Here is a 26369-nt window from a genome sequence, read left to right as displayed (position 1 = left end):
CAGCGTTCCCGCTCTTGCCTCCACCCGGCTTTTCATGCGTATCCACGTCACCTTCATCGACCGCGTCGGCATTACCCAGGAAGTCCTCGCCCTTCTCGGCGGGCGCAATCTCAACCTGGATGCGGTGGAGATGGTGCCGCCGAACGTCTACATCGATGCGCCGACGCTCAGCCCTGACGTACTGGAAGAACTGCGCGACGCCCTATTCAAGGTGCGTGGCGTACAGGCAGTCAGCGTGGTGGACATCCTCCCCGGACAACGCCGTCGGTTGCAGTTGGACGCCCTCCTCGCCGCCATGACCGACCCGGTGCTGGCGGTGGACGGTGCCGGCCATATCCTGCTGGCCAACCCCGCGCTGATTGCATTGTGCGGGCGCGAACCGGAGGGCGCTTCGGTCGCCGAGCTGTTCGCCGACCCGGGCCTGCAAGCCGCCCTGCTCGAGCAGGGCTTCCGCCTGCCGTTGCGGGAGGTCAACCTCGACGGCCAGGCGTTGCTGCTCGACGCCCAGCCAATCAGCGAAGCGGCCGACCAAGGGCCGTCCCGCCTGGCCGGCGGCCTGTTGACGCTATATTCCCCCAGCCGTATCGGCGAACGCTTGGCGGCGCTGCACCATGACTACGCGGAAAGCTTCGATGCCCTGCTCGGCGATTCTCCGCCGATGCGCACCCTCAAGGCCCGCGCTCAACGCGTCGCGACACTGGACGCTCCGCTGCTGATCCAGGGCGAAACCGGTACCGGCAAGGAACTGGTGGCTCGCGCCTGCCATGCTGCCAGCACGCGGCGCAACGCGCCCTTCCTGGCCCTGAACTGCGCGGCGCTGCCGGAAAACCTCGCCGAGAGCGAGCTGTTCGGCTATGCCCCCGGCGCCTTCACCGGCGCACGCCGCGGCGGCAAGCCGGGCCTGCTGGAGCTGGCCAACCAGGGCACGGTGTTCCTTGATGAAATCGGCGAGATGTCGCCGTACCTGCAAGCCAAGCTGCTGCGTTTCCTCAACGACGGCAGCTTCCGTCGGGTCGGCGGTGACCGCGAGGTCAAGGTGGACGTGCGTATCCTCAGCGCCACCCACCGCAACCTGGAGAAGATGGTCAGCGAAGGCAGTTTCCGCGAGGACCTGTTCTACCGGCTCAACGTGCTCAATTTGGAAGTCCCGCCGCTGCGCGAACGCGGCCAGGACATTCTCCTGCTGGCCCGGCATTTCATGGCCCAGGCCTGTGCGCAGATCCAGCGCCTGCCCTGCCGGCTGGCGCCCGGCACCTATCCGGCCCTGCTTGGCAACCGCTGGCCGGGCAACGTACGGCAGTTGCAGAACGTGATTTTCCGGGCCGCCGCGATCAACGAAAGCAACCTGGTGGATATCGGTGACCTGGACATTGCCGGAACCGAAGTGGCGCGCCAGGCGGATGGCGAAGTGGGGAGCCTGGAAGAAGCCGTCGAAGGCTTCGAGAAAGCCCTGCTGGAGAAGCTGTACGTGAACTATCCGTCCAGCCGCCAACTGGCTGCACGCCTGCAGACATCGCACACCGCCATTGCCCATCGCCTGCGCAAGTATGGGATTCCGGGCAAGACCTGAGGCGACCGCCGAGCCATTCGCCCTGGACGGACGGGCAGCCACGCACTTGGCTGCCGAACGCTTGCTTGGTTATGATCCTGCACCGGCTGAAAGCCTGGCTCAGGTTTTGCAGACCGCAAGGCGTCCATCAGAGGCGCCGGAAAAACAGCAGGGATCGTTTTTTACATGAATTACGCCACCACCGACCGGCTCAATGGTATCCCTACTCCGCCGCTTCGCGAGTATTACTCCCGGGTATTGGCGTATATCGCCTCGGCGGCGTGCATTGCGGCCGGTACCTACGTCCAGTATTTCGGCTACGACGTGCTTTGGATGGTGCCCTACGCCCTGCTCTACCCCCACCTCGCCTATCACCTGAGCCGGCGTTTCAAGCGCGACCACCCGCAACAGACCGACCTGAGCCTGCTCGCCATCGACGCCGTGCATGCCGGCATCGGCATGGTCCTGCTGGGCTTCACCGCCGTGCCAAGCCTAATGTTCGTCCTGACCCTGTCCTTCAGCGCCCTGGTGATGGGCGGGCTGCGCCACCTGGGCCTGTCGCTGCTGGTCGCCACCAGCAGCATGCTGCTGGCCACCGGACTGCTCGGCCCCGACGTCAAGGACACCACACCGACCCTGGTCGCCGTGGTCAGCATCTTCTTCACCACGCTGTACATCTGCATCACCGCCTATTTCGTCCACCAGCAGGGGCTGCGCCTGGCCCAGGTGCGCGCGGAAATCAAGCGCGAGCAGGAAAAGGCCGCGCGGCTGGCACGCAACCTGGCCAAGTACCTGTCGCCGCAGGTCTGGGAATCGATCTTCAGCGGCAAGAAGCACGTGCGACTGGAAACCCAGCGCAAGAAGCTCACGGTGTTCTTCTCCGATATCAAGGGCTTCACCGAGCTGTCGGAAGAACTGGAAGCCGAGGCGCTGACCGACCTGCTCAACAACTACCTCAACGAAATGTCGAAGATCGCCCTCAAGTACGGCGGCACCATCGACAAGTTCGTCGGCGACTGCGTGATGGTCTTCTTCGGCGACCCCAATACCCTAGGTGCCAAGCGCGACGCGGTGGCCGCGGTGTCCATGGCGATCGCCATGCGCAAGCACATGAAGGTGCTGCGCCAGCAATGGCGGGCGCGCGGCATCACCAAACCCCTGGAAATCCGCATGGGCCTGAACACCGGCTACTGCACGGTGGGCAACTTCGGTGCCGATACGCGCATGGACTACACCATCATCGGCCGTGAAGTGAACCTCGCCAGCCGGCTGGAAAGCGCCGCCGAGTCGGGGGAAATCCTGATTTCCCACGAGACCTACTCGCTGGTGAAGGATGTGATCATGTGCCGCGATAAGGGACAAATCGCCGTAAAAGGTTTCAGCCGCCCGGTGCAGATCTACCAGGTAGTGGACTTCCGCCGCGACCTGGGCGCCACCTCCAGCTACGTCGAGCACGAACTGCCGGGCTTCTCCATGTACCTGGATACCAACGGCATCCAGAACTTCGACAAGGAGCGGGTCATCCAGGCCCTGCAGCAGGCGGCGGAGAAACTCAGGGACAAGGTGATCCTATAGCCTCCCCGTAGTATGACGAAACCGCCCTGAGGGCGGTTTTTCATTGAGGTCACTCCTCGACTTTCGGCTTCTTGGGAATACCCTGCTTGATACGTTGATACACCTCTTCGCGGTGAACCTCGATCTCGGGCGGAGCCTGGACGCCAAAGCGGACTTGCCGGCCATTCACGGCCAATACACGAACTTCGATACCGTCGGCAATGGTGACGGCCTGGCCAATGAAGCGGGTCAGAATCAGCATGGACATTTCCTTAATCCAGACGAAGAGGATGAGTGCCGTATCCGTACCGCTGCTCACCGAATGCCAGGCGACTCTCGAACGACGGACACGTTACCCAGCCGCCTGCCACCTCGCTGCGACGTGGCTCGCCATTGATCTGGGGGATAGCTCAGAAAAACCGGAATCGGATGAAGGAGGTCGCGATAAACGAAGGGGCACTCCTGGCGGACTACACCCCTTCCTTCAGTGACAAGGCTTTTGCCGGCATGCAGACCTCACCGTCCAGCAAGGGCTGGCAGGCCAGGAACTCCAGCGCCGAGCCGCGCCACGACTGCTGCGCCGCAATGTCGGCACAACGCTGGCGATCCAGGGCCAGTGCCGTGCGACAGGCCCTGCCGAGGTCGTCGTCCATGACACCGGTAACGCCGTCCTGCAGGACATCCAGCGGTCCCGGCACGGGAAAGGCCGCCACCGGCGTGCCGCAGGCCAGCGCCTCCAGCATCACCAAGCCGTAGGTGTCCGTGCGCGACGGAAACACCAGTACGCTCGCCTCGCGATAGGCATCGGCGAGCGCTTCGCCATGCCGATAGCCGAGAAAGCGCACCTGCGGATAGCGGGCCTGCAGCGCGTCACGCAACGGACCGTCGCCTACCACGCGCTTCTCGCCCGGCAAGTCCAGGTCCAGAAAGGCTTCCAGGTTCTTTTCCGGTGCGATGCGTCCGACGTAGAGAAACACCGGTTGGCCGGTGTCCTGCCGCGACGGCGCCGGACGAAACAGGCGGGTATCCACCCCCTTGCGCCAGAGGGTCAAGCGTTGCAACCGCCAATGACCCAGCTCTTCGCGCAGGCGACCGGTGGTCACCAGCACTGCCTCGCTCGGCCGATGGAACAGACGCAGGAAGGCATAGCCCCAGGCCAGGGGAATGCGCGGCCAGCGGGTATGCACGTATTCGGGGAAGCGGGTATGCACCGCACTGGAGAACGCCAATCCGCGCTTCACCAGCCAGCGCCGCGCCGCCCAGCCGAGCGGGCCCTCGGTCGCCAGGTGCACGCAATCCGGACGGAAATCGCGGATCGCCGGGCCTACCCGCCAGAGGTCCCAGACCAGGGGAATTTCCGGATAGGTCGGGCACGGCCGGGACCGGAAATCCTGCGGCGACAGCAGCTTGACCTGATGGCCGAGCCCACGCAGCTCGCCGACCAGCGCCTGCAGGCTGGTCACCACACCGTTCACCTGCGGCAGCCAGGCATCGCTGACGATGAGAATCCTCATGCCGCCGGCTCGATGGCTTCGACCCGCGCCTCCAGCAGCTCCAGCCGCGCCTGGTCCTCGGCCAGCCGATAGAGTTCGATGTGGCCGTCCCAGTGCTCGATCAGCGCGGTGCAGGACTCCACCCAGTCGCCGCAATTGAGGTATTCCACCTCCCCCACCCGGCGAATCTCGGCGTGGTGGATGTGCCCGCAGACCACGCCGTCCAGGCCGCGCTTGACGCATTCGTGGGCGATGGCTTCCTCGAAGTCGCTGATGAAGTTCACCGCCGTCTTGACCTTGTGCTTGAGGTAGGCCGACAGCGACCAGTAGCCGTATCCCCAGCGCTCGCGCCAGTGATTGAGCCAACGGTTGAGGGTCAGGGTGAACTCGTAGGCCGAATCGCCGAGGAAGGCCAGCCAGCGGTGGTAGCGGGTGATGACATCGAACTGATCGCCGTGAATGACCAGCAGCCGGCGGCCATCGGCAGTGAGGTGCTCGGCTTCGTCCACCAGTTGGATGTTGCCGAGCATCAGGCTGGAATAACGGCGCAGGAATTCGTCGTGGTTACCGGTGACGTAGATCACCTCGGTGCCGCGCTTGCTCATGGTCAGCAGACGGCGGATCACATTGGTGTGCGCCTGCGGCCAGTAGATGCCGCCGCGCAGTTTCCACCCATCGATGATGTCGCCGACCAGGTATACCCGGTCGGCGTGGTAGCGCTTGAGAAAACGGGCCAGATGCTCGGCCTGGCAATCGCGGGTGCCGAGGTGGACGTCCGAAATCCACAGCGTGCGGACGCGTTGCTTGCGGCTGGGCTTGACGAGCTGGACGCTGGTCATGAGCGGTCTCCGGCAGGGTTTTTCCGATCATGGTGGCTCGCGGTGAACGCCGTATGACATCGCCGTTGCAGCCAGATGACACTGCCGACCCGCAGCGATTTGGGTAGACTCGTCGACATCGTTCGGCAGCCCCCTCTGCCGAAGAACCGCCGATACCGAGGCCCGCGATGAACTCGATTCTTTCCCTGCGCCACTACAGCCATGACCTGATCGCCCATAGCCACGAGCATGCGCAACTGGTATTCGGCCTCAGCGGCACACTGGATTTCGATGTCGCCGGCCGGGGTGCGCGGGTGGTCCGGCAGACTGTCGCGGTGGTGCCGGCAGGTACCCATCACGCCTGCGGCAGTCCTTCCGGCAGCCACTGCCTGGTGCTCGATGTCCCCACGGAAGACTGGCTGCGGCAATCCCTTGGTCGCCATGCCGACGCCAGCCTGCGACTGCTCGACCTGCCCGGTGCGCGCCTGCTCAGCCCGGCACAGAGCCAGTTGGTCGGCTGGCTGGCGGCCAGTCCGGTCAACGACGACGTGATCGCCCGCCAGGGCGCCGCCCTGCTCCTGGCCAGCCTGGTCGGCGAACCACGCTCCCTGGCGGAAACGCAGCGCCTGCCCATGGCCGCACTCGATGCCCACATCGACCGGCATGCCGCCCACCCGTTGCAGGTCGCCGACTTGGCGCGCCTCTGCGGGCTCTCGGCGGCGCGTTTCCATGCGCGCTTTCTGGCCGAAGCCGGGCAAACGCCGATGGACTACGTGCGCAGCCGGAGGCTGAACCTTGGCCGGCAACTGCTGCTCGACAGCCATCTGCCGGTGGGTGAGATCGCCGCGCGGGTCGGCTACGCCTCGCAGAGCGCTTTCACCGCAGCCTTGTCACGCACTTATGGCATCACCCCGCGCGAGTTGCGCGATAAACGCCGCGAGTGACGCGACAGACCTCCGCGCCGGAATGACCTAGGCTGGTCGGACCTGAAACCACCGAGGACAGCCATGCCCACCATCACCTGGCAAGACTTCGAGAATGTCGAACTGCGCGTCGGCACCCTGCTCTCCGCCCGTATCAACGAAAAGGCCGTCAAGCCCGCCTACATCCTCGAAGTGGATCTCGGCCCGCTGGGCATCAAGACCTCCAGCGCCCAACTCACCCACCATTACCGCGCCGAAGAATTGCCGGGCAGGCAGGTGCTCTGCGTCTGCAATTTCGAACCCAAGCGCATCGCCGGGATACGTTCGGAAGTGCTGGTGACCGGGGTCTACGACGCGGATAACAAGGTGGTACTGGCCGGCTTCGACAAGCCGCTGCCCAACGGCGCGCGCCTGGCCTGACGGTCACGGACCGCAAACGCATTCATCGTTTTTCTGGAAGTCTTCGATGCAACACCGTTCTGCCCTCCTGGCCATCCATCTCGGCGCCCTGATGTTCGGCCTTTCCGGCGTCTTCGGCAAACTCGCCGACAGCGGCCCGCTGATCATCGCCTGCGGCCGTGCGCTGTTCGCCGTCGTAGCGCTGGCACTGTTCGCCCAACTGTTCGGGCAGAGTCGCGGCCAGCGGCCCGGTGTACGCCAGTTGGCACTGCTGGCCCTCGGCGGCGTGCTGCTGGGCAGCCACTGGCTGACCTTCTTCCTCGCCGTAAAGGTGTCCGGGGTCGGCATCGCCACCCTCGGCTTTGCCAGTTTCCCGGCCTTCACCGTGCTGCTCGAAGGCTTGTTGTTCCGCGAACGCACCCGCGCCATGGAATTCGCCATGGTCGGCCTGGTCAGTCTGGGACTGGTGCTGGTGACGCCGGAGTTCGATCTGTCCAGCCAAGCCACCAGCGGCCTGCTCTGGGCGATCCTTTCGGGACTGCTGTTCTCGTTGCTGTCGCTGCTCAACCGCGCCAGCACCCGCGGGCTCGACCCTGTGCAGGCGGCGCTCTGCCAGAACCTCACCGTGTTCGCCTGCTTCTTGCCGCTCGCCTGGCCGCAATTGCCGCAAGTACCGGCGCTGGACTGGCTGTGGCTGGCCATGCTCGGCGTCTTCTGCACCGGCCTCGCCCACAGTCTGTTCGTCGCCAGCCTGCGCGTGCTGAAGGCACGGACCACGGCGGTGATCTTCGCTCTCGAACCGGTCTACGGCATCGCCTTCGCCTGGTGGCTGTTCAACGAAACACCGACCCTGCGCATGCTGGTCGGAGGCGTCCTGATCATCTCGGCGATTTTCCTCTCGGCCCGTTTCGGCGCTCCCGCCGATCACCCGAAGCAGGAGCCGGCGGCAGCACCGAAGCCGATCAATTGACGCTGTAGCCGCGCCCGCTCAGGCAGGCGCCGAGGGCCCGGCGATAGCGTTCGGTGCTCTCCGAGCCGGCTGGCCGGGTAGCGGTCGCCGGATCGAAACCGCTCTGGCCAACCGCCCAGGTGTGGCACTCGTAGCGGTCGCGGCCTTGCTGATCGAGGCTCTGCCCCTGCGCCGGATAGGCGATCACTTCATAGCTCGCCACGCTGTTGCCCTGCACCGCCGGCGGCGGCGCCACCACTTCGTAGCGCTGGGTATTGGCGTTCCACAGGTAATAGGTACCGGCCGCGACGAAATACAGCATGCTGCCGATCCAGACCTCCCGGGCGAAATCAGGCAGGCCATGGCCGCCATGCCCGTGGTGCCAGCCCGGCCCCGGCCCCCAGTCCGGCCCGGGACCACCACGCCCACCCGGGCCGGGTCCCGCCAATACCTGGGCCGACAATCCGATCAACAACAAAGCGGTTCCGATCTTACGACCCGTGCGCGAGATCATCATGCGTACTCCTGGAGAAGTTAACGGGCAGCCTTCGGGCTGCGATCCGGGCCGGATGGAGCGATCAGGTTCGAGATTCCGCGAACGGTACATCCACCGTCGCCTTCGCCCACGTCGCCCATCCGGCCCGGACCGCAACCATTATCCCGAGCCGCCAGACCGTGGCGGGTCAACGCTGGGTAAAGGCAGGGTAAAGACGCAGACACAAAGCTGTCCGAACCGGCAGGCCGTTTTCTCCGGAGTACTGCAAGACTCCGAGGTCAGGAAACCCGGTCGTTATGTCCCAGATCGCGGCCGGGGTCGATGCGGTCGCGGACGCGCTGCTTGAGCACCTTGGCCTCGGGGAAGCCGCCGTCGGCCTTACGCTCCCAGATTTCCATGCCGTCGCAGGTAATCCGGAAGACCCCGCCGGTACCGGGCTCCAGGCTCACCTTGCCGAGGTCGTCGGAGAAAGTGCTGAGCAGCTCCTGGGCCAGCCAGGCCGCTCGCAGCAGCCATTGGCACTGGGTGCAATAAGTAATGACGATTTCCGGCTTGGCGGCATTCATGGGCGGGGCTCCTCGGGACACGGGGCCCTATAATAGCGGCCCAGCCAGTCCAGGGATGTTCCATGCGCCGCCTCGTGCTTTTCGCTCTGCTCCTGTTCCTCCCCCTCGCCAGCATTGCCGAGCCGGCGCGGCCAAAGATCGGACTGGTGCTGTCCGGCGGCGCCGCCCGCGGCCTGGCCCACATCGGCGTGCTCAAGGCGCTGGAGGAACAGGGCATCGAGATCGACGCCATCGCCGGCACCAGCATGGGCGCGGTGGTCGGCGGGCTCTACGCATCGGGCTACCGGATCGAGGAACTGGAAAAGCTGGCGTTGACCCTGGATTGGCAGCAGGTGCTATCCGACGCCCCGCCCCGGGAGGACATCCCCTTCCGCCGCAAACAGGATGACCGCGATTTCCTGGTCAAGCAGCAGCTCAGCTTCCGTGACGACGGCAGCCTCGGCCTGCCACTCGGCGTGATCCAGGGGCAGAACCTCGCCCTCCTGCTGGAAAGCCTGCTGGCCCATACCAGCGACACCCGCGACTTCGACCGCCTGCCGATCCCCTTCCGCGCGGTCGCCACCGACATCGCCAACGACGAGAAGGTGGTGTTCCGCCGTGGCCACCTGCCCCTGGCGATCCGCGCCAGCATGTCGATCCCGGCGGTGTTCGCTCCGGTGGACGTGGACGGGCGCCTGCTGGTGGACGGCGGCATGGTGGACAACATTCCGGTCGACGTGGCCCGGGACATGGGTGTCGACCAGGTCATCGTGGTGGATATCGGTACGCCGCTGAAACCGCGCAAGGAACTGCTGACGGTGGTGGACGTGCTCAACCAGTCGATCACCATGATGACCCGGCGCAATTCGGAGGCGCAGTTGGCGACCCTTGGTCGTGACGATCTGCTGATCCAGCCAGCCCTGGCCGCCTATGGCGTCACCGATTTCGAGCGTGCCGAGCAATTGATCGATGCCGGCTACCGGGCGACCCGCGCCCTGGAGGGAAGGCTCGCCGCGCTGCGCCCGGCGTCACCCAGCAAACCGGAACTGACCCAGGCGCGCACGCCGAGCCAGCGCAAGCCATTGATCACCGAAATCCGCGTGGAAAACGACTCCAAGGTCGGCGACGCGGTGATTCGACGGCATATCCGCCAGAAGATCGGCGAACCGCTGGACATGGGTCGCCTGCGCACGGACATGGGTACCCTCTACGGCCTCGACTACTTCGATCAGGTGCATTACCGCGTCGTCCGCCTGCCGCTCGGCAACGCGCTGGTGATCACTGCCCGAGGCAAGCGCAGCGGTACCGACTACCTTCGCCTCGGCCTGAACCTGTCGGACGACCTGCGCGGCGACAGCGCTTTCAACATCGGCGCCAGCTACCGGATCAACGGCATCAACGAACTCGGCGCCGAATGGCTGACGCGGGTGCAACTCGGCGACCACCAGGAGCTGTACAGCGAGTTCTACCAGCCGCTGGACGCCGGCTCGCGCTGGTTCGTTGCGCCCTACCTGTTGGGCGAAGCGCGGAACATCGAGGCCACCCTGGACAACGATCCCATCGCCGAATACCGCCTGGAGCGCTACGGCTACGGCCTCAACGTCGGCCGGCAGATCGCCAATAACGGCGAGATCCGCTTTGGCATCGGCCAGGCCTGGGGCGAAGCGGATGTGCGGGTCGGCGAACGCGACCTGCCGAGTTTCAGCTTCACCGAGGGCTATTACGAGCTGAAGTATTCGTTCGATACCCTGGATAACGTCGACTTCCCCCACGAAGGCGAGGACATCGGCCTGACCATTCGCCAGTACGACCCGTCCCTGGGCTCCGACGAGCGCTATCGCCAGTGGCTGCTGTCCCTCGATAAGCCGCTCAGCTACGGGCCGAACACCTGGGTGCTCGGCGGCCGCTACGGACGCACCCTGGACGACGCCGAAGTGGTGACCTCCAGCTTCCAGCTCGGCGGCGCGCGGCAGTTGTCCGGCTTCCGCCAGGACGCGTTGTCCGGGCAGAACGTCAGCCTGGGCAGGCTGGTGTATTACCGGCGGATGACCCAGCGTTCGATCCTGCCGCTGGATTTCCCGCTCTACCTCGGCGGCAGCCTGGAGCGCGGCCGGGTCTGGAACAACGACAACGCCTTCGACAGCGGCTACATCAATGCCGCCAGCATCTTCCTCGGTTTCGACACTCCGCTCGGCCCGCTCAACTTCGGCTACGGCTTCAACGATGAAGACGAGAAGGCCCTGTACCTCAACCTCGGCGGCACCTTCTGAGTCCGGCTCAGGCGATCTTCGCCAGCAGTTCGCGGGCCTCCTGCCGCTCCTGGTCGTCGCCCTCGATGATGACCTCGTTGAGGATGGCGCAGGCGCTGCCCAAGTCGCCCTGCTCGATGTAGGCCAGGGCCTGGTTCAGCTTGGTCAGGTGCTCGCGGCTGCCCGCCAGATGATCGAGATTGCGCTCCACCGGCGGCGTCTCGCGCGGGGCATCGGTATCGCCAAAGGCATCGAAGAAGGCTTCCGAAAGCTGATCCTCCTCGAACGGCTTGGCTTCGGGCGTATCGCCGAAAGGACTGAGCACGTCCGGGCCGAGGGTCAATTCGAAGAGTTCCGGCAGTTCCTGGAGGTTCGAATTGAAGTTCAAATCGACCTCCTCGGGCTGTGCCGGCTGGCTCGCCTGGGCACGCTTGGGCGCGGCGGGCTTGAAGGGGCTGTCCAGGTCCCAGTCGGCATCCAGGGAAAAATCGTCCAAGTTGAGCGCAAAGTCATCCTGCGACTCCAAAGCCACGGGCTCGGCTTCCGCCTCCGCCTCGCGCAGGACCGGTTGCAGCACATCGGGAATCTCGTCGAGCGGCGCGGCCGCCAAGGGATAGCGCGCCTTGAGCTGGTCCAGCTTCACCGTGCTGAAACCCTGTTCGCGCAAGGCCGCCTCCTCGCTGGCGAACCCGGCGCGGTCACCCAGCTCGCCGAGCACTTCCAACAGGCGGTAGCGCAGATCGGTGCGAGTTGGCTCCCGATTGACGGCGGCGCGCAGCACGGTCAATGCCTCGGCGAAGCGCCCGTAGGCGATGTACAGGTTGGCGCCTTCCAGCGGATCGCTGGACACCATCGGCCGCGCGGTTACCGGCCGGAAAGGCTCATTGCGCCAGAGACTCGACAGGGATTGCTCCTCCAGCGGCTCCGGGGGTGGCGTTGCCGACACGACCTCGGCGGCCATCTCCTCGGGCTCTTCCCGGCGAGGGCGCCGGGCCAGGAACCACCACGCCAACCCCAGCAAGATCAGCAGCAGCCCGCCGAGCGATATCCAGAGCCCGTTCGCCAGGAACGACCGGCCGCCCTCCGCGGCAGACTCTTGACGGACCTTTGGCGGCACCGCTTCGGTACCCTGCTCGACCGGTGCCGCTGGCTCGCCGCGCTCCACCGGAGCGTTCGCAGAGGGCCGAGTCAGGCCCGCCCGCACCTCGGCCAGTTGGCTGTCCATATCGTTCAAGCGTCGCTGTAGCTGCTCCAGGCGCGCTTCCAGCTCCGCCTTCTCGTCGCGCAGACGCTGTTTCTCCGCTTCGCTGGCCAACAACTCCTCGTCCAACCGCCGTTGCAGGGCGGCGATCTGAGCCATTTCTGCCGGCTCCGGCTGCCCGGTCGGCGCTTCGGCTCGTTGCGGTACAGCCGCCGGAGCCGTGGCCTGCCCGGCAGATACCACCTGCGTCTCGACCGCCGTATCCGGCAACAACAGGGTGACACCGGCCTTGAGGCGGTGGATATCGCCGCCGCTAAAAGCCTGCGGATTGAGCGCATGGATGCCGGTCATCAGTTCGTCCAGCGATGCCTCGCTGCCCGCCTCCTGAAGCCTCCGGGCGATGGCCCAGAGGCTGTCGCCGGGAGCCACGGTATAGCGTTTGCCCTGGATCGCAGGCGGTGCGGAGATCGCCCGCTCGGGACGCGCCTGTGCCGGGACCTGGCTGGCCTGGGCGTGGTACGCGCTGCCCGGCGGATCGAGGAGGACCGTGTATTCCCGCAGCAGACGCCCGGTCGGGCGCTGCACTTCAATCAGGAAATTCAGGTACGGCTCGCGCACCGGCCGGGTCGAGGCGACGCGGATCACGCTGTTCGCACCGCGCAGCACGGGCGAGAAGCGCAGGTCGTTGAGAAAGACGAAGCGCGCGACGCCGGAGCGCTGGAAATCGTCGGCCGACGCCAATCCGACGTGGATGTCGCTGGCATCCAGGTCGCCGATCTCCAGCAACTCGATCTCAGCGTCGAGAGGTTGATTCAAGGCCGAATGCAAGGAAATTTCGCCCAGGCCCAATGCGGGCACCATGCCCGAATACAGCGCAGAGCCCGAGGCAAGCGTGAGCAGGAGTCGATGTGCTCGAACCATGGGTTCCCCCGGTCGTTACGGTTTGCACGCTGCACCCACGAGCGACTTCAGGCGGCATCCCTGAGGTGGGTAAAAAGCAGGCGGCGAGTGAAATCGTCGGGGGAACAGTCCGTGTCGGACCCGGCTGGAATGAGTATGGATGCTTATCCGCGATCTGCCCTGACAAGAGGATCAAGCGATAGAGGCACATTGCCATCATACCCTTATGTTTTATATCGTCAATAAAACGACAAGCGATGCCAGTAAAAATTCTAGAAGTCAGGATTTTGTCGAGCGAACGCCTCGGGCGGCCAATACGGCCAAAGCGAAGAGCAGCGCCATCAACCAGAAGGTCTGCTGGAAGGCGTGGGCCTCCGCCAGCGCGTCACCACCCTCCGCCGCGTGACGCCATTCCAGGAAGAACGTCAGCAGGTTGACCCCGAAGGCGCCGCCCAACTGGCGCACGAAGGTAATGGCCCCGGCGCCGAGCGCCAGTTCTTCGGCTTCCAGAACATCCAGCGCACCGGTGTTCAGTGCCGGCAGCAGCAGGCCTAGACCGATCCGCCCGACACAGGCCCAAGTGCAGAGCGCCAGGAACGAAGCCCCCTGCTCCAGGGTTCCCAGCCCTGCCGAAGATAGGGCAAAGACCACCAGGCCGGCGCCGAGCAGCAGCGCAGCGGACAGCTTGTCGCTCAGCCAGCCGCCGATGAAGGAGGCAATCCCCAGCACCACGCCGGTCGGCAGCAACAGCAGACCGGCCCTGCCCGCGCTGTAGCCTTCGACCGTTTGCAGGTAGAGCGGGATCAGGTAGGTCGAACCGTACAGCCCCATGCCCAGCACCAACGCCACCCAACTGGCGCTGCGAAACGCCGCGTGACGCCAAAGCCCCAGCGGCAGCAAGGGTTTGGCGTGGCGCCGGCTGCGCAGGAAAAACGCTGCACCGGCGAGCAGCCCGATCAGCATCGGCACCCCGCTGCGCGGTACCAGCCAGCCGAAGCGCTGCGCCTCGGCCAACGCACCGAGCAGGGCGAACAGCGCGATGCTGAGCAGGAGAAAAGCCCACAGATCGAGCGGTGGCGTGGTGTCCGCACGCCGGCTGGGCAACAGCCAGTGCGCCCCCAGCAAGACCAGCAGGCACATCGGCAAGGGCATCCAGAACACCGCGGCCCAGCCGAAATGGTCGACCAGATAGCCGCCGACGGTCGGCCCCAGGGAAGGCGCCACCATCACGCCGAGCCCATAAATGCCCAACGCCATGCCGCGCCCACCCTCGGCGAAGGTACGGAAGATCAGCACCATGGCCAGCGGCTGGATCACTCCGGCGCAGAGCCCCTGGACGATGCGCAGGGCGATCAGCCCCCAGGCGCCGGTAGCCACCAGGGCCAGCAGCGACGCGGCGATGAACAGCAACAACCCGGCCTGCACCGTCAGCCGCGCACCGAAACGGGCCAGCGCCCAGGCCGACAGCAGCAACCCGGACGTCATGGCGGCGAGAAAGCCAGTGGACAACCATTGCGCCAGCGGTCGGCCGATGGAGAAATCGGCCATGATCGCCGGCAAGGCCACGTTGATGCTGGTCGAGGCCAACACCATTGCCATGCTGCCGGTCATCAGCAGCGCCAGCAGCCAGTTGGGATAGGACGCGCCGAGCCGCGCGCGCAGCGCCTCGAGGTCCTGCCCCATCAACGTTTTTCCAGATTCGCCAGAATCCGGGCATGAACCTGCTGGCAACGACGCAACTCTTCCTCATCGATGCCGGAAAACAGCTCTTCACGCAGTTGGGTGGAAATCGCTTCGATCTTCTCGATCAGCGGGCGCGCCTCGGGGCTGAGGGTGATCTTCTTCGCCCGGCGATCCTCCAGCACGGCTTGGCGGCGGACCAGGTCCTGGGCCTCGAGGCTGTCCAGCAGACGCGCCAGGGTCGGGCCTTCGACGCCCACGCTCTGGGCCAGTTCGCGTTGGGTCGGCGGCTCCTGGAAGCGGGCCAGGTGCAAAAGCACCAGCCACCTCGCCTGGGACAGCCCGAGGCCGACGAGGCGGCGGTCCAGCTCGGCCCGCCAGGCACGGGAAAGCTGGGCCAATTGCATGGCGAAACGGTGTTGATCGGGATAGGACATGCGGAGACTCTTGGCTAACTTCAAAATCAATTATTAGTCAGCTAATCATAGCCACGAGGACGGAGCAAGCTTTCCGGGGTCCCGCACACCCCGCCATTGACATCGAGCAACAAAATCGTGCCAAAGACTACAGCATGGCCCGATTGCGGCCGTCCGCCTTGGCCAGGTAAAGCGCCCGGTCGGCACGTTCGTAAAGCTGGCTGAGGTTATCCTGCTCCGTGGGCTGCAAGCAGGCCACACCGATGGACATGGTCACCACCTTGGCGGTGTCCGAACGGTCATGGGGAATGGCCTCGGCCTCCAGCGCGGCGCGCAAGGCTTCGGCACGCCGCAGCGCCTCGCTCTCCTCGATGTCGTACAGCAGTACGGCGAATTCCTCGCCGCCCATGCGCACGGCCATGTCCAGAGGCCGCCGCGCCGCGTTCTCCAGCACCAGCCCGACACGCTGCAGCGCCTTGTCCCCCGCCTGGTGTCCGTATCGATCGTTGTACGCCTTGAAGTGATCGATATCGCACAGCAACAGCGCCACGGAGAGTTTCTCGCGCTGGGCATGCCGCCACAGTCGCTCCAACTGGCGATTGAAGCTGCGACGGTTGTGCAGCCCGGTGAGGCTGTCGTGGTCGGCAAGGACCCGCATCAACCGGCTGACCAGGAAATGCTGGCGCGACTTGAATTCGAGAAGATAACAGCCCAGGGCGCCGATCAGGTTACCGAAGGCCAGGAACAGTACGTTGTTGAGCAGCCGGGCCGCAGTCAACCCGGCCAGCAGTTCGAAGCCGATATAAGCCAGCAGCACGGCCAGGGCACAGGCAAGGGCTTCGCTCAGGCGCAGGCCGACCAGGAAATAGGCCGCCATGCTCACCAGCAGCAGCCCTTCGTAGGGATAGTCCGGATCGCTGCGGTGCGCGAGAGCCACCACCGCGGCCGCTCCCAGGCCGAAGGCCAGGATGCACACCAGACTCAGCGGTAGCAGCAGGTAGATATGGCGCCGCTGCATCATCAACCAGGCGCAGATCACCAGCAGGACCAGTACCAGGAGCCGGATGCCGATCATCCCCCATCGTGCGCCATCGCTGATCAGCAGTTGGTCCAGAACGGCGAAGGCCAGCCAGAAGAGAATGCCGACCCCCAGGGCGATACGCTTCAGCTCGAAGCCGTCTTCCAGCATGAATTCGCGGTATTCGCGTTCGAGGGTGCGGGAGAAACGCAACAGGCGAAATCCCGATGCGAGCTGGTCGGCATAGGGATTGGGGCGAACGTCATCTAGCCAGGCAGGACGGGGCGACAACTTGATACCTCTTCTCTTGGAGGCCTGGACACACCTTAGCCGCTTTGCCGAGGCAGCCACAAGCTGACCGCCGCCCCGCCTCGTCTCAGACTTCGAACTCCGCCTGCAACGCAGCCCTCACGCAATGCAGCACACCATCCGGAACGCGACCGGCGAACAGATCGGCGATTTCCGCTACCGGCGGCAGCTCGCCCTCGCCGTCGAGGAAGGCATCCTGAATCTCGCCCAGCAATTCTTCCGGCAGGTCGAGCGCCTGTTCCAGGCTCAATTGCTGCCGCCCGATGGCCTCGGCCAGCAAGCTGTAGACGTTCTTTTCCGTGCAATTCAGCTGGCGGGCGATCTGCGTCGGTGTCATGCCGGCGGACGCCAGGCTGATCAGCTCGTGGCGCAGATCGGTGACGGCCCGCGGCGCCTCCGCCTTGCCGTTGAGCACTTCGAGGAAGGCTTCGCCGTAGCGCTCCAGCTTGCGCGCGCCGACACCGCTGACCCGTGCCATCTCCGCCAGGGTCGATGGCCGGCTGCGCAGCATTTCCAGCAAGGTTGCGTCGGGGAAGATGACGTAGGGTGGTACCGAATGCTCCTCGGCCAGCTTGCGGCGCAGGGCCCGCAGGGCTTCCCACTGCTCGCGTTCCTCGCCCCGCACCAGTTGGCTGGCGGCGCTGGAGGAAGCTTTCGGCGCCTGCGGCTTGAGATCGCGGCGCAGCTGCAATTCAACCTCGCCACGCAGCAGCGGCCGACAACTGTTGGACAAGCGCAACCCGCCAAAACCGTCCAGGTCCACGTCGGCCAACCCACGCGCCACCAACTGACGGAACAATGAACGCCATTCCCCCTCGGACAGCGCCTTGCCGACGCCGAAGACCGACAGATGCTGGTGGCCCAGGCCACGGACCTTCTCGTTGTCGCGGCCGAGAAGGATGTCGACCAGATGGCCCACGCCATAGCGCTGGCCGCTGCGGTAGATCGCCGACAGCGCCTGGCGCGCCGGCTCGGTCGCGTTCCAGGTTTGAACCCCGTCAACGCAGTTGTCGCAGTGCCCGCACGGCTGCGGCAGCTCTTCGTCGAAATAGGCCAGCAGCGCCTGGCGGCGACAGCGGGTTTCCTCGCAGAGCGCGAGCATGGCATCCAGCTTGTGCTGCTCGACGCGCTTGTGCCGCTCGTCGCCCTCGGAGTTGTTGAGCATCTGCTTGAGCAGCAGCACGTCCTGCAACCCGTAGGCCATCCAGGCATCGGCGGGCAGCCCGTCACGACCGGCGCGACCGGTTTCCTGGTAATAGGCTTCAAGGGACTTGGGCAGGTCGAGGTGGGCGACGAAGCGCACGTTGGGCTTGTCGATGCCCATGCCGAAGGCGATGGTCGCCACCATGATCAGCCCCTCCTCGTTGAGGAAGCGCTTCTGGTGGAACGCCCGCAGGTCGTTGGGCAGCCCCGCGTGATAAGGCAGCGCCGGGAATCCCTGCTCCGAAAGGAAAGCCGCCACCTCCTCGACTTTCTTGCGCGACAGGCAATAGACGATGCCGGCGTCGCCCCGGCGCTCGGCGAGGAAGCCGATCAGTTGCTTGCGCGGCTGCTCCTTCGGCACGATGCGGTAGAAGATGTTCGGTCGGTCGAAACTGGAGAGAAAACGCTCGGCCTGCTGCAAATGCAGGCGGTTGACGATTTCTTCGCGGGTGCGCCTGTCCGCCGTGGCAGTCAGGGCGATACGCGGCACGTGCGGGAACTGCTCTGCAAGTTGACCCAGTTGCAGGTATTCCGGGCGGAAATCGTGGCCCCACTGGGACACGCAATGGGCCTCGTCGATGGCGAACAGGGCGATCCGCTGGCGCTGCAGGAAGGCCAGCATGCGGGGTTGGACCAGCCGCTCCGGGGCCAGGTAAAGCAACTTGATCTCGCCCCGGGCAATCCGGTCGGCGATATCGCGCTGCTCCTCCGGGCTCTGGGTGGAATTCAGCGCCACGGCCGGCACGCCCAGTTCGTCGAGGGTGGCGACCTGATCGTCCATCAGGGCGATCAAGGGCGAAACCACCACCGCCAGCCCCTCGCGCAACAGGGCTGGCACCTGATAGCAGAGCGATTTGCCGCCGCCCGTGGGCATCAGCACCAGGACATCGCCGCCCGTGGCGACGCGCTCGATGATCGCCGCCTGGTTGCCACGAAAGGCGTCGTAGCCGAAGACGTCTTTGAGGATGCGCTGGGCCTGTTCGAGCATGCAAAACTCCACGGTCTTTCGGAGCCCCCATCCCGGGCGGCTCCGGATTCGCCCCAAGACAGAGGCAACGCGGCCTGCCGAACGGGACGGCGGCACCTGGCCGCGTAAAAGCCGCGCATTATACGTGAGGCGGGCCGGCCACAGGGACACGCCCATCGAGGAAGCGGTAAGCGGTAAGCGGTAAGCGGTAAGCGGTAAGCGGTAAGCGGTAAGCGGTAAGCGGTAAGCGGTAAGCGGTAAGCGGTCAAAAGGATGTGCTGTGAGAGGCAGTTTGGACAGGAAAATCGCGGTTCATCGCAAAAAAAACCGCTCTGCGGCAGCCGACACGCGCATATCCGGGCTAAAATCCAGCCTCGTCAACACCTCAAGGTAGTCCCCACGATGTCCTTCGCCGAGCAACTGTCCCGCCTGCAAGCCTTTCTCGATGCCGACGAGCTGCATGAAGAGGCCCTGGACTATGTGGCCGCCCACGGCTATTTGACCGCCCTGTCGATCTGCCCCGAGCAGGTCCCGGAGCGCGAATGGATCGACGCCCTTTTCGCCGAGCCGCCGCACTATCGCAGCGACACCGAGCGCGACGAAATCGAAGGCACCCTGCTCCAGCTCAAGGCCCATATCGGCCGCCAACTGGCCAGCGACGACGACCCCGAGCTGCCCTGCGACCTGGACCTCGGCGACGATCCCGACGAATCCGACCTGCGCGGCTGGTGCATCGGCTTCATGGAAGGGGTGTTCCTGCGCGAAGGCGTCTGGTTCGAAGACGCCGAAGACGAAGTCAGCGAGTTGTTACTGCCGATCATGGTCGGCTCGGGCCTGTTCGACGAGCAGCCGGAATTCGCAGAAATCGCCCGCGACCGTCATCTGGTGGACGAAATGGTCGAGCAGATTCCGGAACTGCTCACCGCCCTCTTCCTGCTGTTCAACGCCCCCGAAGAAAAACCCGCCCTGCTCAAGCCGCGCCATCACTGAGCATCGCTTCCCGGCGCGCGGCCCGACCGCGCGCTTCTCTCTGCGTTGCAAGCCCTGCACAATATCGATCGACCCTGGCACCAAGGAGTGCATTGTCGATGAACCGCCCGACGCCGCAGCCGGATATCCGTGAGGCACGCCATCCCGCCGTGCGTTACGTGCTGCTCGCAGTGGGCTGGCTCTGCATCGTCCTCGGCGTGATCGGTATCTTCCTGCCGGTGCTGCCGACCACCCCCTTCCTCCTGCTGGCCGCCGCCTGCTTCGTGCGCAGCTCACGGCGCTTCTACCTGTGGCTGGTCACCCACCCCCGCCTCGGCCCGTGGATTCGCGACTACCTCGACGGCCAGGGCATTCCGCTCAAGGGCAAGGTCTACGCCATCGGCCTGATGTGGGCGAGCATCGGCTTTTCCTGCTATCTGGTTCCGATGATCTGGGCGCGCGTGTTCATGCTGAGCAGCGCCGTACTCGTCACCCTCTACATACTCAAGCAGAAGACCTTGCCGGCCCGCTGAGCGCAGCAGAGAAGGCAAAATGCCTTTATAGCGCTTACACTTGAGCCACCAACGGCAGAGACGCGACCCATGCTTCAGTGGCTGTGCATTCCAGGAGGATCGACGCGCCCGTCCGCGGCCCGCCTGGATCGTTGCCTGCTGCTCGCCCTACCCCTCTTCCTGGGCTTCCTGCTGACAACCGCCTCGGCCAACTGGGACTTCGAGGACATCATCCGCAACGCGGAAAAGCGCTACGGCCCGCTGGGCATTGCCAAGGGCCGCATCGAAGCCTGGAGCGACCTGATCGACAGCAGTGGCGGGCTTCCCGAGCGGGAGAAGCTGGACGTCGTCAATCGCTTCTTCAACCGTCAGTTGCGTTTCACCGACGATTTCCGCGTCTGGCAACAAAACGACTACTGGGCCACGCCCATCGAGGCGCTGGTCAAGGGTGCCGGCGACTGCGAGGACTATTCCCTCGCCAAGTACTTCACCCTGCGCCGCCTCGGCGTGCCCAGCGACAAGCTGCGCATCACCTACGTCAAGGCGCTCGACTACAACCAGGCGCACATGGTGCTGACCTACTACTTCAGCCCCGCAGCCGAACCGCTGGTGCTGGACAACCTGATCGGCGACATCCGCCCCGCTTCGCAACGCAAGGACCTGCTGCCGGTATACGCCTTCAACGCCGAAGGCCTGTACCTGCCGGGAGCCGGCGGCGGCAAGCGCAGCGGCGATGCCAAGAAGCTGTCGCGCTGGCAGGACCTGTTGAAAAAAATGCGGGCCGAAGGCTTTGCCATCGGCGAGGGTTAGGAGGGACGCCATGTCACTACTCAAGCAACTGTTCATCGCCATCTGCCTGTTCCTCGTCGTAGCCTTCACCGGCAGCTTCATCGCCGGGGTGGAGAACTCCCGCGAGCAGTTGATCAGCCAGTTGCGCTCCCATGCGCAGGACGCCGCCACCGCGCTCGGCCTGTCGATGACGCCGCACGTGGACGACCCGGCCATGCTGGAGCTGATGGTCAGCTCGATCTTCGACAGCGGCTACTTCGCCAGCATCCGCGTGGTGCGCATCCCGGACGAAACGGTGGTGGTCGAGCGCAACGCCGAGCCGCGTCCCGACGAGGTACCGCAGTGGTTCGTCGATCTGGTCGACCTCCGTCCACAGGGCGGCGATGCGCTGATCAGCCGAGGCTGGGAACAGGCCGCGCGGGTCGAGGTGATCAGCCACCCCCGCTTCGCCCTGGCCAAGCTATGGGAAAGCGCCATCGCCAGCCTGCTCTGGTTGCTGCTGTGCGGCCTGATCAGTGCGGTGCTGGGTGCCTGGCTGCTGCGTATCCAACTGACGCCGCTGGACAAGATGGTGCAACAGGCGCAAGCCATTTCCCGGCGCGAGTTCCTCACCCTGCCACGCATTCCCCGCACACCGGAATTCAAGCGCGTGGTGCTGGCGATGAACCAGATGGTGGACAAGCTCAAGGCGCTGTTCGCCGAAGAGGCGGCACGTAGCGAAAAACTGCGCGAGGAAGCCTATCAGGACAGCCTGACCGGCCTGGCCAACCGCCGCCTGTTCGACCTCAAGCTGGCCAACCAGCTCAGCACTGCCGAGCAGCACTCCGCCGGTTACCTCCTGCTCCTGCGCGTGCAGGATCTGGTCGGCCTCAACCAACGGCTCGGCGGGGAGCAGACCGACACCCTGATCGGCGCCATCGCCGAACAGCTCGAACGCCTCGTCGGGCGACACGGCAAACCGGACTGGCTGGCTGCGCGCAGCCGTGGCGGGGAATTCACCCTGCTCGCCCCCGGCCTGACCGGCGAGGACGCCGACCGTCTGGCCGCCGAACTCAGCGAGGCGCTGGACAACCTGTACCGGACCGGCGCCAGCGATTGCCAGCCAGTGGCCCATGTCGGGGTCGCCGCGTTCAAGCCTGGGGAAACACCGGCCCATGTCATCGCCCGTGCGGACCAAGCCCTGGCCCAGGCGCAGAGCAATCCGGGCAAGGACTGGGAGCGCCTCGACGACTACCTGGCGCAAAATGGCAAAGGCCTGCACAACTGGCGCGCCTGGCTCGACGAAGCACTGGACCAGGGCAAGCTGCAGTTGTATTTCCAGCCCGTCGTACGCTGTGCCGAGCGTAGCCAAGTGCTGCACCACAAGGTTCTCGCCCGGTTGATCGATCCCCAGGGCGAGGCGGTGAGCGCCGGCCGCTTCCTGCCCTGGCTCGAGCGCCTGGGCTGGGGCGCCCGCCTCGACCGGGCGATGCTCGAGCACAGCCTGGCCCACCTCGCCGAACATCCGCGGCCGCTCGCCCTCAGCCTGTCCGCCGCCACCCTACGCGAGCCGGACAGCCTGGCTGGCCTGCTCGACCTGCTCAAGCAGAACCCCCAGCAGGCCAGCCTGATGACCCTGGATCTGGACGAACGCTATCTGCCGCCGCCCGCCGAACTGGAACGATTGGCCCAGAACCTGCGCAGCGCCGGCGTCCAGCTCGGCCTGCAGCACTTCGGCGGACGCTTCAGCCTGATCGGCAACCTCACCCACCTCGGTCTGGCCTACCTGAAGATCGACGGCAGCTACATCCGCCACATCGACCAGGAGCACGACAAGCGGCTGTTCATCGAAGCCATCTTCCGCGCGACCAACAGCATCGACCTGCCGCTGATCGCCGAAATGGTGGAAACCGAAGGGGAACTGCAGGCCCTCGGCGAATTGGGCGTATATGGCGCCATGGGTCGCCTGATCGGTGCGCCGGAGCCCTGGCGGGAAGCGCCCTGACCGCAGGGACGAATTCATTCACCCGAACCGACCTCCGCCGGGCGAACGAATTCGCCCCTGCCACACCGGGGACAACCACCTGCTTGTGTAGGAGCCAGCTCTGCTGGCGAAGCTTTTGCGATGTCCCAATCTCGAACTGAACCCCACCTCAACCTGTGGGGCGAATGAGCTCACCCTACGAACCCGGATTACGCCCAGGCTTATCCGGCTACACGTGGGCAACTAGATCAACCCGCCTTCGTCATCGTCCAGCAAGCCGCTGAGCCCGCCCAGCTCCGCCCGGGTTTCCGCCCGTGCGTGCAGTTTGCGCCGCGCGGCTTCCGGAAGGTCGGTGTAGCGAATCACGCCGCGATCGACCAGCACGGTCACCAGGTCCTCCAGCACCCGGATCATTTCCAGGTCGGAATTCCGCAATTTGGCCAATCGGAGCTGCATCTTTTCTTGGGCATCCAACCATCGGAGCAGCTCCTCGTCATCCACCGCCAGGGTTTCCGTCATGCCCTCGAAGGGCGACTGCTCCGCCCGGAGCAAACGTCCTTCCCGATCCCGCTGCACATACACCATGGCTCATTCCCCGACTGCCATAAAAAAGCCCGCCGCCCGTGTGGGGGTGGCGGGCTCCGTCTTCTCACTCAAGGTTAGACGGTATCCACCTTCAACGAACCGTCATTGAGCATGCCGCTGATCACCGTTCCTACATCCGAGCTGCTGTAGTAGGCGCCGCTGGACAAATCCACGCCCTCCAGAACGATGGTCTGCTCGACGGGACCGTTCACGCCCTGGGCATCGACACCGATGGTGGTGCCATTCGGGCCGAACGAGAAACTCAGGTAGTGACTCAGCTCACCGGCATCCGGCGTCGGCGAGAACCCCGTCAACAGTTGTGACAGGTCGAGAACGTCCTCGCCCGGCTTGAAGTCGGTGATCCGGTCCGTACCGGTCTCGCTGGCGTTCCACTTGAAGGTATCGGCACCGGCGCCACCGGACATCAGGTCGTTCCCCAGTCCACCGATCAGCAAGTCGTTGCCGTCACCACCGGACAGCACGTCGTTGCCCAACAACCCGGAGAGGGTGTCATCGCCGCCGTTGCCGAACAGGTGGTCGACACCGCTGGTGCCGGTGAGGGTATTGCCGCCGGCATCGCCTTCCACACTGGTGTCGACTGGATACAGCGTCGCCGTAAGGTTGCTGGCGATGCTGTCTCCGTCCCCATCCGTTGCGGTAATCGGATGGGTGAGGTCGATCGGCTGGCCGGGAACTTCCTGCGAATACGACAGGAAGCTCAGGGAGAAGTCGCCGGTACCGGTCGCGCCCTGCACATGCACCGCGCTGAACGCGTCGTCCGAAACGATCTGGAAGGTCCAGCCGTCCTTCATGCCCTGGATGGTGATGGAGTTGCCGTTATCCACCAGCGTCACCAGATTCGTGACATCGGTGACGCCGTTGAACACCTTGATATCGCTGGTGGAGAGGTTGACGTAGCTTTCGCCCGGATCGCCGTTGCCGAAGACATAGTCGCTGTCGGCGATGATCGCCGTGACGATCAGGTTGGCCGTGTTCGACGCCCCTCCCTTGACGAATATGCGTTGCTTGTAGCTGAACACCAGGTTGTGGTCGGTATAGACGAAGCCCGTGCCATTCGCGCCGCCAGTGGCCAGCCCGTTGACGAAGTCGAAGCGCACGTTCTCACCGGTGCTGATCCACTGGTTGGCGATACCAATGTCGTCGACATCGCTGTTGACGCTGCCGGTGGTCGAGGAAATCAGCACATCCTGATCGCTGCCGCCAATGTTGATCAGGCCCTTGAAGTTCACGTTACCCGCACCGACGCCGGTCAGGTTGGTGGTGGTGATTTCCTGCACCCCGTTGGAAATCACGCCGTAGGTGGTGAGGGTGTAGGTATCGGCCGCCGGATCGATGTCGATGATGTAGCCGGTATCACCGCCCGCCGTCTTGGCCACCAGCTCGGTATGGTCGGCGCCGTAGTACAGGAACAACTGCTCGCCGTCGAGCATCAGGATTCGGCCATCGGCGTCCAGCGCGGCGGTCCCTTCGGTGATGTTGAACACCACGTTGCCCACGCCGTCGGCACCCGCCGCCTGGGCGAAACGCAGGTCGGCAGTGATGCTGTGCACGGCGGTGGTCTGGTCTACCATCAGCCCGTTCACCGGCACGAAAGCCACCGGTACGTCGTCGACGATATCCACCAGGATGGTCCCGGTGGCGGTGTTGCCGTTGGCGTCCGTCACCTGGTAGGTGAAGCTGTCCTTGCCCAGCTCCACGTTGGCGCCGTTATTGGCGTCCGGGCTGGTGTCGTAGGGCTTGGTCAGGGTGTAGACATAGCTGCCATCGCTGTTGATCTGGATGGTGCCGTAGCTACCGGTGGCGCTGCCGACCAGGCTGTAGGTCAGAGTTCCCACGCCACCCGTGGCGTTGAGCTGGTTGCTGGCGTCCGTCTCGCCGGTATGGCCCGGCAGGCTGCCGGTCACCGTGCCGGCGGCCAGGTCGGAACCGCTGACCGTGGTGTCCAGCGCCTTCTCGTAGACCAGCACGTCGTTGTCCAACGGCGCGAACAGCCCGCTGTCGGTGAGCCCGATGGTCAGGGTGGCGGTGCTCAGGTCACCGTCCGCATCGCGGATGGTATAGGTGAACACATCGGTCGCCCCCGCCGGCGGCACCACATTGGGGAAGCCGTCGTAGGTGTAGCTGCCATCGGCGTTCAGCACCAGGGTGCCGTAGGTGCCGGTCAGCAACGAGCCGACACTGCCGGAAGCCGGCGTGCCGGTATCGCCACCGACCTTGACGCCGACCACCCCGCCACCGGCGGTGGCACCATCCGCGCCGAATACATCGGGCGTACCGTCGGTCAGCACGTTGCCGTTGACCACGCCACCTTCCACCACGCTGTTGGTGTCGGCGTGGGCGGTCGGGACATCATCGATGATGGTTACGTCCAGGCTGGCATTGGACGATGAGCCGTCTTCATCGGTAACTACGATGGCGAAGCTCTCGGTCGCCTGGTCGGCCCCCACTGCGTTGCTCACCGGGTCCTGCAACGTGTAGGTGTAGGACACCGTACCGCCCGATCCGGTACCGCTGTAGCCATTAATCACCAGCACGCCGGCCGGGCTGTCGATCACCAGATTGACGCTACCCGAGTTGGCCAGTTGCGCGTAGGTAAAGCTGACCCCACCGATGCTGATGGTGGCAATGCCATCCGGAGCGGTGATGACGAACGTGCCACTGTCGCTAAGGGACTCGGGTGTCTGATCGCTGCCATTGGGCAGATCGTCCTCATCCACCAGCAACTCACCGCCGTTCAGGTCCAGGCCGGTGATCACCACGCCGTCGTCGGCGCCCTGGATAGTCAGGGTCAGGGTGGCGCTGCCCGGGTCGCCATCGGCGTCCTGCATGCCGTAGCCGAACGACTCGCTCAGCGACTCGCC

Annotated in this window: 22 protein-coding genes; 10 read left to right on the top strand and 12 right to left on the bottom strand. The window is 65.0% G+C overall.

The features are described from left to right. The first annotated feature begins 34 nt into the window (after window positions 1-34). A complete protein-coding gene (locus BZL41_RS09065) occupies window positions 35-1570 on the top strand; it encodes a sigma-54-dependent transcriptional regulator (RefSeq protein WP_095598992.1) in 1536 nt (511 codons plus the stop codon). A gap of 165 nt (window positions 1571-1735) precedes the next feature. Further along, window positions 1736-3124, top strand: a complete 1389-nt coding sequence (locus BZL41_RS09060; protein ID WP_084333922.1) for an adenylate/guanylate cyclase domain-containing protein — start codon at window positions 1736-1738, stop codon at window positions 3122-3124. A gap of 49 nt (window positions 3125-3173) precedes the next feature. On the opposite strand, the gene csrA is transcribed toward BZL41_RS09060, so the two are convergent. The 3 genes from csrA to BZL41_RS09045 all read right to left on the bottom strand — a co-directional run bounded on the left by csrA (window position 3174) and on the right by BZL41_RS09045 (window position 5435). Next, window positions 3174-3365 carry a carbon storage regulator CsrA gene (gene csrA, locus BZL41_RS09055; RefSeq protein ID WP_084333923.1) on the bottom strand — a complete coding sequence of 64 codons (192 nt, stop codon included), beginning with the start codon at window positions 3363-3365 and terminating at the stop codon, window positions 3174-3176. Window positions 3366-3573: 208 nt separating this feature from the next. After that, a complete protein-coding gene (locus BZL41_RS09050; protein ID WP_095598991.1) occupies window positions 3574-4617 on the bottom strand; it encodes a glycosyltransferase family 1 protein in 1044 nt (347 codons plus the stop codon). After that, on the bottom strand, window positions 4614-5435 hold the full coding sequence (locus BZL41_RS09045; protein WP_095598990.1) for a UDP-2,3-diacylglucosamine diphosphatase: 822 nt from the start codon (window positions 5433-5435) through the stop codon (window positions 4614-4616). The genes BZL41_RS09050 and BZL41_RS09045 overlap by 4 nt, the downstream gene beginning before the upstream one ends. Window positions 5436-5602: 167 nt before the next feature. On the opposite strand from BZL41_RS09045, the gene BZL41_RS09040 reads away from it, so the two are divergent. From BZL41_RS09040 to BZL41_RS09030, 3 genes are all read left to right on the top strand, one after another. Continuing rightward, a complete protein-coding gene (locus tag BZL41_RS09040) occupies window positions 5603-6358 on the top strand; it encodes an AraC family transcriptional regulator (RefSeq protein WP_095598989.1) in 756 nt (251 codons plus the stop codon). Window positions 6359-6421: 63 nt separating this feature from the next. Next, window positions 6422-6757 carry a tRNA-binding protein gene (locus tag BZL41_RS09035; protein WP_095598988.1) on the top strand — a complete coding sequence of 112 codons (336 nt, stop codon included), beginning with the start codon at window positions 6422-6424 and terminating at the stop codon, window positions 6755-6757. 46 nt (window positions 6758-6803) lie between these two features. Continuing rightward, window positions 6804-7706: a DMT family transporter gene (locus BZL41_RS09030; RefSeq protein WP_095598987.1), complete on the top strand. Its 903-nt coding sequence runs from the start codon at window positions 6804-6806 to the stop codon at window positions 7704-7706. Here BZL41_RS09030 and BZL41_RS09025 read toward each other — a convergent pair. Both BZL41_RS09025 and BZL41_RS09020 read right to left on the bottom strand, forming a co-directional pair. Then, window positions 7699-8199 (bottom strand): hypothetical protein, encoded by a 501-nt coding sequence (locus BZL41_RS09025; protein WP_174706150.1) that lies wholly within the window; start codon window positions 8197-8199, stop codon window positions 7699-7701. The two genes, BZL41_RS09030 and BZL41_RS09025, sit on opposite strands and share 8 nt — an antisense overlap. A gap of 260 nt (window positions 8200-8459) precedes the next feature. Then, complete coding sequence (locus tag BZL41_RS09020) at window positions 8460-8747, bottom strand: SelT/SelW/SelH family protein (RefSeq protein WP_095598986.1); 288 nt, start codon at window positions 8745-8747, stop codon at window positions 8460-8462. Window positions 8748-8809: 62 nt separating this feature from the next. Between BZL41_RS09020 and BZL41_RS09015 the strand changes: the two genes are divergently transcribed. Then, a complete protein-coding gene (locus BZL41_RS09015) occupies window positions 8810-10996 on the top strand; it encodes a patatin-like phospholipase family protein (RefSeq protein WP_095598985.1) in 2187 nt (728 codons plus the stop codon). A 7-nt stretch (window positions 10997-11003) separates the two neighbouring features. Here BZL41_RS09015 and BZL41_RS09010 read toward each other — a convergent pair whose 3' ends face one another. From BZL41_RS09010 to recQ, 5 genes are all read right to left on the bottom strand, one after another. Then, window positions 11004-13097, bottom strand: a complete 2094-nt coding sequence (locus BZL41_RS09010; protein WP_256578107.1) for a FimV/HubP family polar landmark protein — start codon at window positions 13095-13097, stop codon at window positions 11004-11006. Window positions 13098-13355: 258 nt separating this feature from the next. After that, entirely contained in the window at window positions 13356-14759 is a 1404-nt protein-coding gene (locus tag BZL41_RS09005) for a DHA2 family efflux MFS transporter permease subunit (protein WP_095598983.1), read from the bottom strand. Continuing rightward, the gene (locus tag BZL41_RS09000) at window positions 14759-15193 is read right to left on the bottom strand and encodes a MarR family transcriptional regulator (RefSeq protein WP_095598982.1); all 435 of its coding nucleotides are present in this window, start codon (window positions 15191-15193) and stop codon (window positions 14759-14761) included. The genes BZL41_RS09005 and BZL41_RS09000 overlap by 1 nt, the downstream gene beginning before the upstream one ends. Window positions 15194-15320: 127 nt before the next feature. After that, window positions 15321-16481, bottom strand: a complete 1161-nt coding sequence (locus tag BZL41_RS08995) for a diguanylate cyclase (RefSeq protein ID WP_095598981.1) — start codon at window positions 16479-16481, stop codon at window positions 15321-15323. An 85-nt stretch (window positions 16482-16566) separates the two neighbouring features. After that, entirely contained in the window at window positions 16567-18690 is a 2124-nt protein-coding gene (recQ, locus tag BZL41_RS08990; protein WP_095598980.1) for a DNA helicase RecQ, read from the bottom strand. Between the two features lie 381 nt (window positions 18691-19071). On the opposite strand from recQ, the gene BZL41_RS08985 reads away from it, so the two are divergent. From BZL41_RS08985 to lapD, 4 genes are all read left to right on the top strand, one after another. After that, a complete protein-coding gene (locus BZL41_RS08985) occupies window positions 19072-19659 on the top strand; it encodes a YecA family protein (RefSeq protein ID WP_095598979.1) in 588 nt (195 codons plus the stop codon). A 98-nt stretch (window positions 19660-19757) separates the two neighbouring features. Further along, complete coding sequence (locus tag BZL41_RS08980; RefSeq protein ID WP_095598978.1) at window positions 19758-20171, top strand: YbaN family protein; 414 nt, start codon at window positions 19758-19760, stop codon at window positions 20169-20171. 69 nt (window positions 20172-20240) lie between these two features. Then, entirely contained in the window at window positions 20241-20960 is a 720-nt protein-coding gene (gene lapG, locus BZL41_RS08975) for a cysteine protease LapG (protein WP_095598977.1), read from the top strand. A 10-nt stretch (window positions 20961-20970) separates the two neighbouring features. Further along, window positions 20971-22923, top strand: a complete 1953-nt coding sequence (gene lapD, locus BZL41_RS08970) for a cyclic di-GMP receptor LapD (RefSeq protein ID WP_095598976.1) — start codon at window positions 20971-20973, stop codon at window positions 22921-22923. A gap of 222 nt (window positions 22924-23145) precedes the next feature. Here the strand turns inward: lapD and BZL41_RS08965 are convergent, their stop codons facing one another. After that, window positions 23146-23487, bottom strand: coding sequence for a tryptophan synthase subunit beta (locus tag BZL41_RS08965; protein WP_095598975.1), 342 nt, complete (start codon window positions 23485-23487; stop codon window positions 23146-23148). Window positions 23488-23561: 74 nt separating this feature from the next. Continuing rightward, the coding region (locus BZL41_RS08960; RefSeq protein WP_143518051.1) for a type I secretion C-terminal target domain-containing protein at window positions 23562-26369 on the bottom strand (2808 nt) is incomplete at its 5' end.

The sequence above is a fragment of the Pseudomonas sp. PIC25 genome, assembly GCF_002286785.1.
GTDB lineage: Bacteria > Pseudomonadota > Gammaproteobacteria > Pseudomonadales > Pseudomonadaceae > Pseudomonas_M.
This window is presented reverse-complemented; position numbering and strand designations above follow the sequence as displayed.

Excerpts from the sequence above, each read along its gene's own strand:
- BZL41_RS09010 (WP_256578107.1), bottom strand. The coding sequence starts at position 13,097 with ATGGTTCGAGCACATCGACTCCTGCTCACGCTTGCCTCGGGCTCTGCG.
- lapD (WP_095598976.1), top strand. The coding sequence starts at position 20,971 with ATGTCACTACTCAAGCAACTGTTCATCGCCATCTGCCTGTTCCTCGTC.
- lapG (WP_095598977.1), top strand. The coding sequence starts at position 20,241 with ATGCTTCAGTGGCTGTGCATTCCAGGAGGATCGACGCGCCCGTCCGCG.
- BZL41_RS09045 (WP_095598990.1), bottom strand. The coding sequence starts at position 5,435 with ATGACCAGCGTCCAGCTCGTCAAGCCCAGCCGCAAGCAACGCGTCCGC.
- BZL41_RS09015 (WP_095598985.1), top strand. The coding sequence starts at position 8,810 with ATGCGCCGCCTCGTGCTTTTCGCTCTGCTCCTGTTCCTCCCCCTCGCC.
- BZL41_RS08965 (WP_095598975.1), bottom strand. The coding sequence starts at position 23,487 with ATGGTGTATGTGCAGCGGGATCGGGAAGGACGTTTGCTCCGGGCGGAG.
- recQ (WP_095598980.1), bottom strand. The coding sequence starts at position 18,690 with ATGCTCGAACAGGCCCAGCGCATCCTCAAAGACGTCTTCGGCTACGAC.
- BZL41_RS08985 (WP_095598979.1), top strand. The coding sequence starts at position 19,072 with ATGTCCTTCGCCGAGCAACTGTCCCGCCTGCAAGCCTTTCTCGATGCC.
- BZL41_RS09025 (WP_174706150.1), bottom strand. The coding sequence starts at position 8,199 with ATGATCTCGCGCACGGGTCGTAAGATCGGAACCGCTTTGTTGTTGATC.
- BZL41_RS08980 (WP_095598978.1), top strand. The coding sequence starts at position 19,758 with ATGAACCGCCCGACGCCGCAGCCGGATATCCGTGAGGCACGCCATCCC.
- BZL41_RS09020 (WP_095598986.1), bottom strand. The coding sequence starts at position 8,747 with ATGAATGCCGCCAAGCCGGAAATCGTCATTACTTATTGCACCCAGTGC.
- csrA (WP_084333923.1), bottom strand. The coding sequence starts at position 3,365 with ATGCTGATTCTGACCCGCTTCATTGGCCAGGCCGTCACCATTGCCGAC.
- BZL41_RS09040 (WP_095598989.1), top strand. The coding sequence starts at position 5,603 with ATGAACTCGATTCTTTCCCTGCGCCACTACAGCCATGACCTGATCGCC.
- BZL41_RS09060 (WP_084333922.1), top strand. The coding sequence starts at position 1,736 with ATGAATTACGCCACCACCGACCGGCTCAATGGTATCCCTACTCCGCCG.
- BZL41_RS09030 (WP_095598987.1), top strand. The coding sequence starts at position 6,804 with ATGCAACACCGTTCTGCCCTCCTGGCCATCCATCTCGGCGCCCTGATG.
- BZL41_RS09005 (WP_095598983.1), bottom strand. The coding sequence starts at position 14,759 with ATGGGGCAGGACCTCGAGGCGCTGCGCGCGCGGCTCGGCGCGTCCTAT.
- BZL41_RS09035 (WP_095598988.1), top strand. The coding sequence starts at position 6,422 with ATGCCCACCATCACCTGGCAAGACTTCGAGAATGTCGAACTGCGCGTC.
- BZL41_RS09050 (WP_095598991.1), bottom strand. The coding sequence starts at position 4,617 with ATGAGGATTCTCATCGTCAGCGATGCCTGGCTGCCGCAGGTGAACGGT.
- BZL41_RS09000 (WP_095598982.1), bottom strand. The coding sequence starts at position 15,193 with ATGTCCTATCCCGATCAACACCGTTTCGCCATGCAATTGGCCCAGCTT.
- BZL41_RS09065 (WP_095598992.1), top strand. The coding sequence starts at position 35 with ATGCGTATCCACGTCACCTTCATCGACCGCGTCGGCATTACCCAGGAA.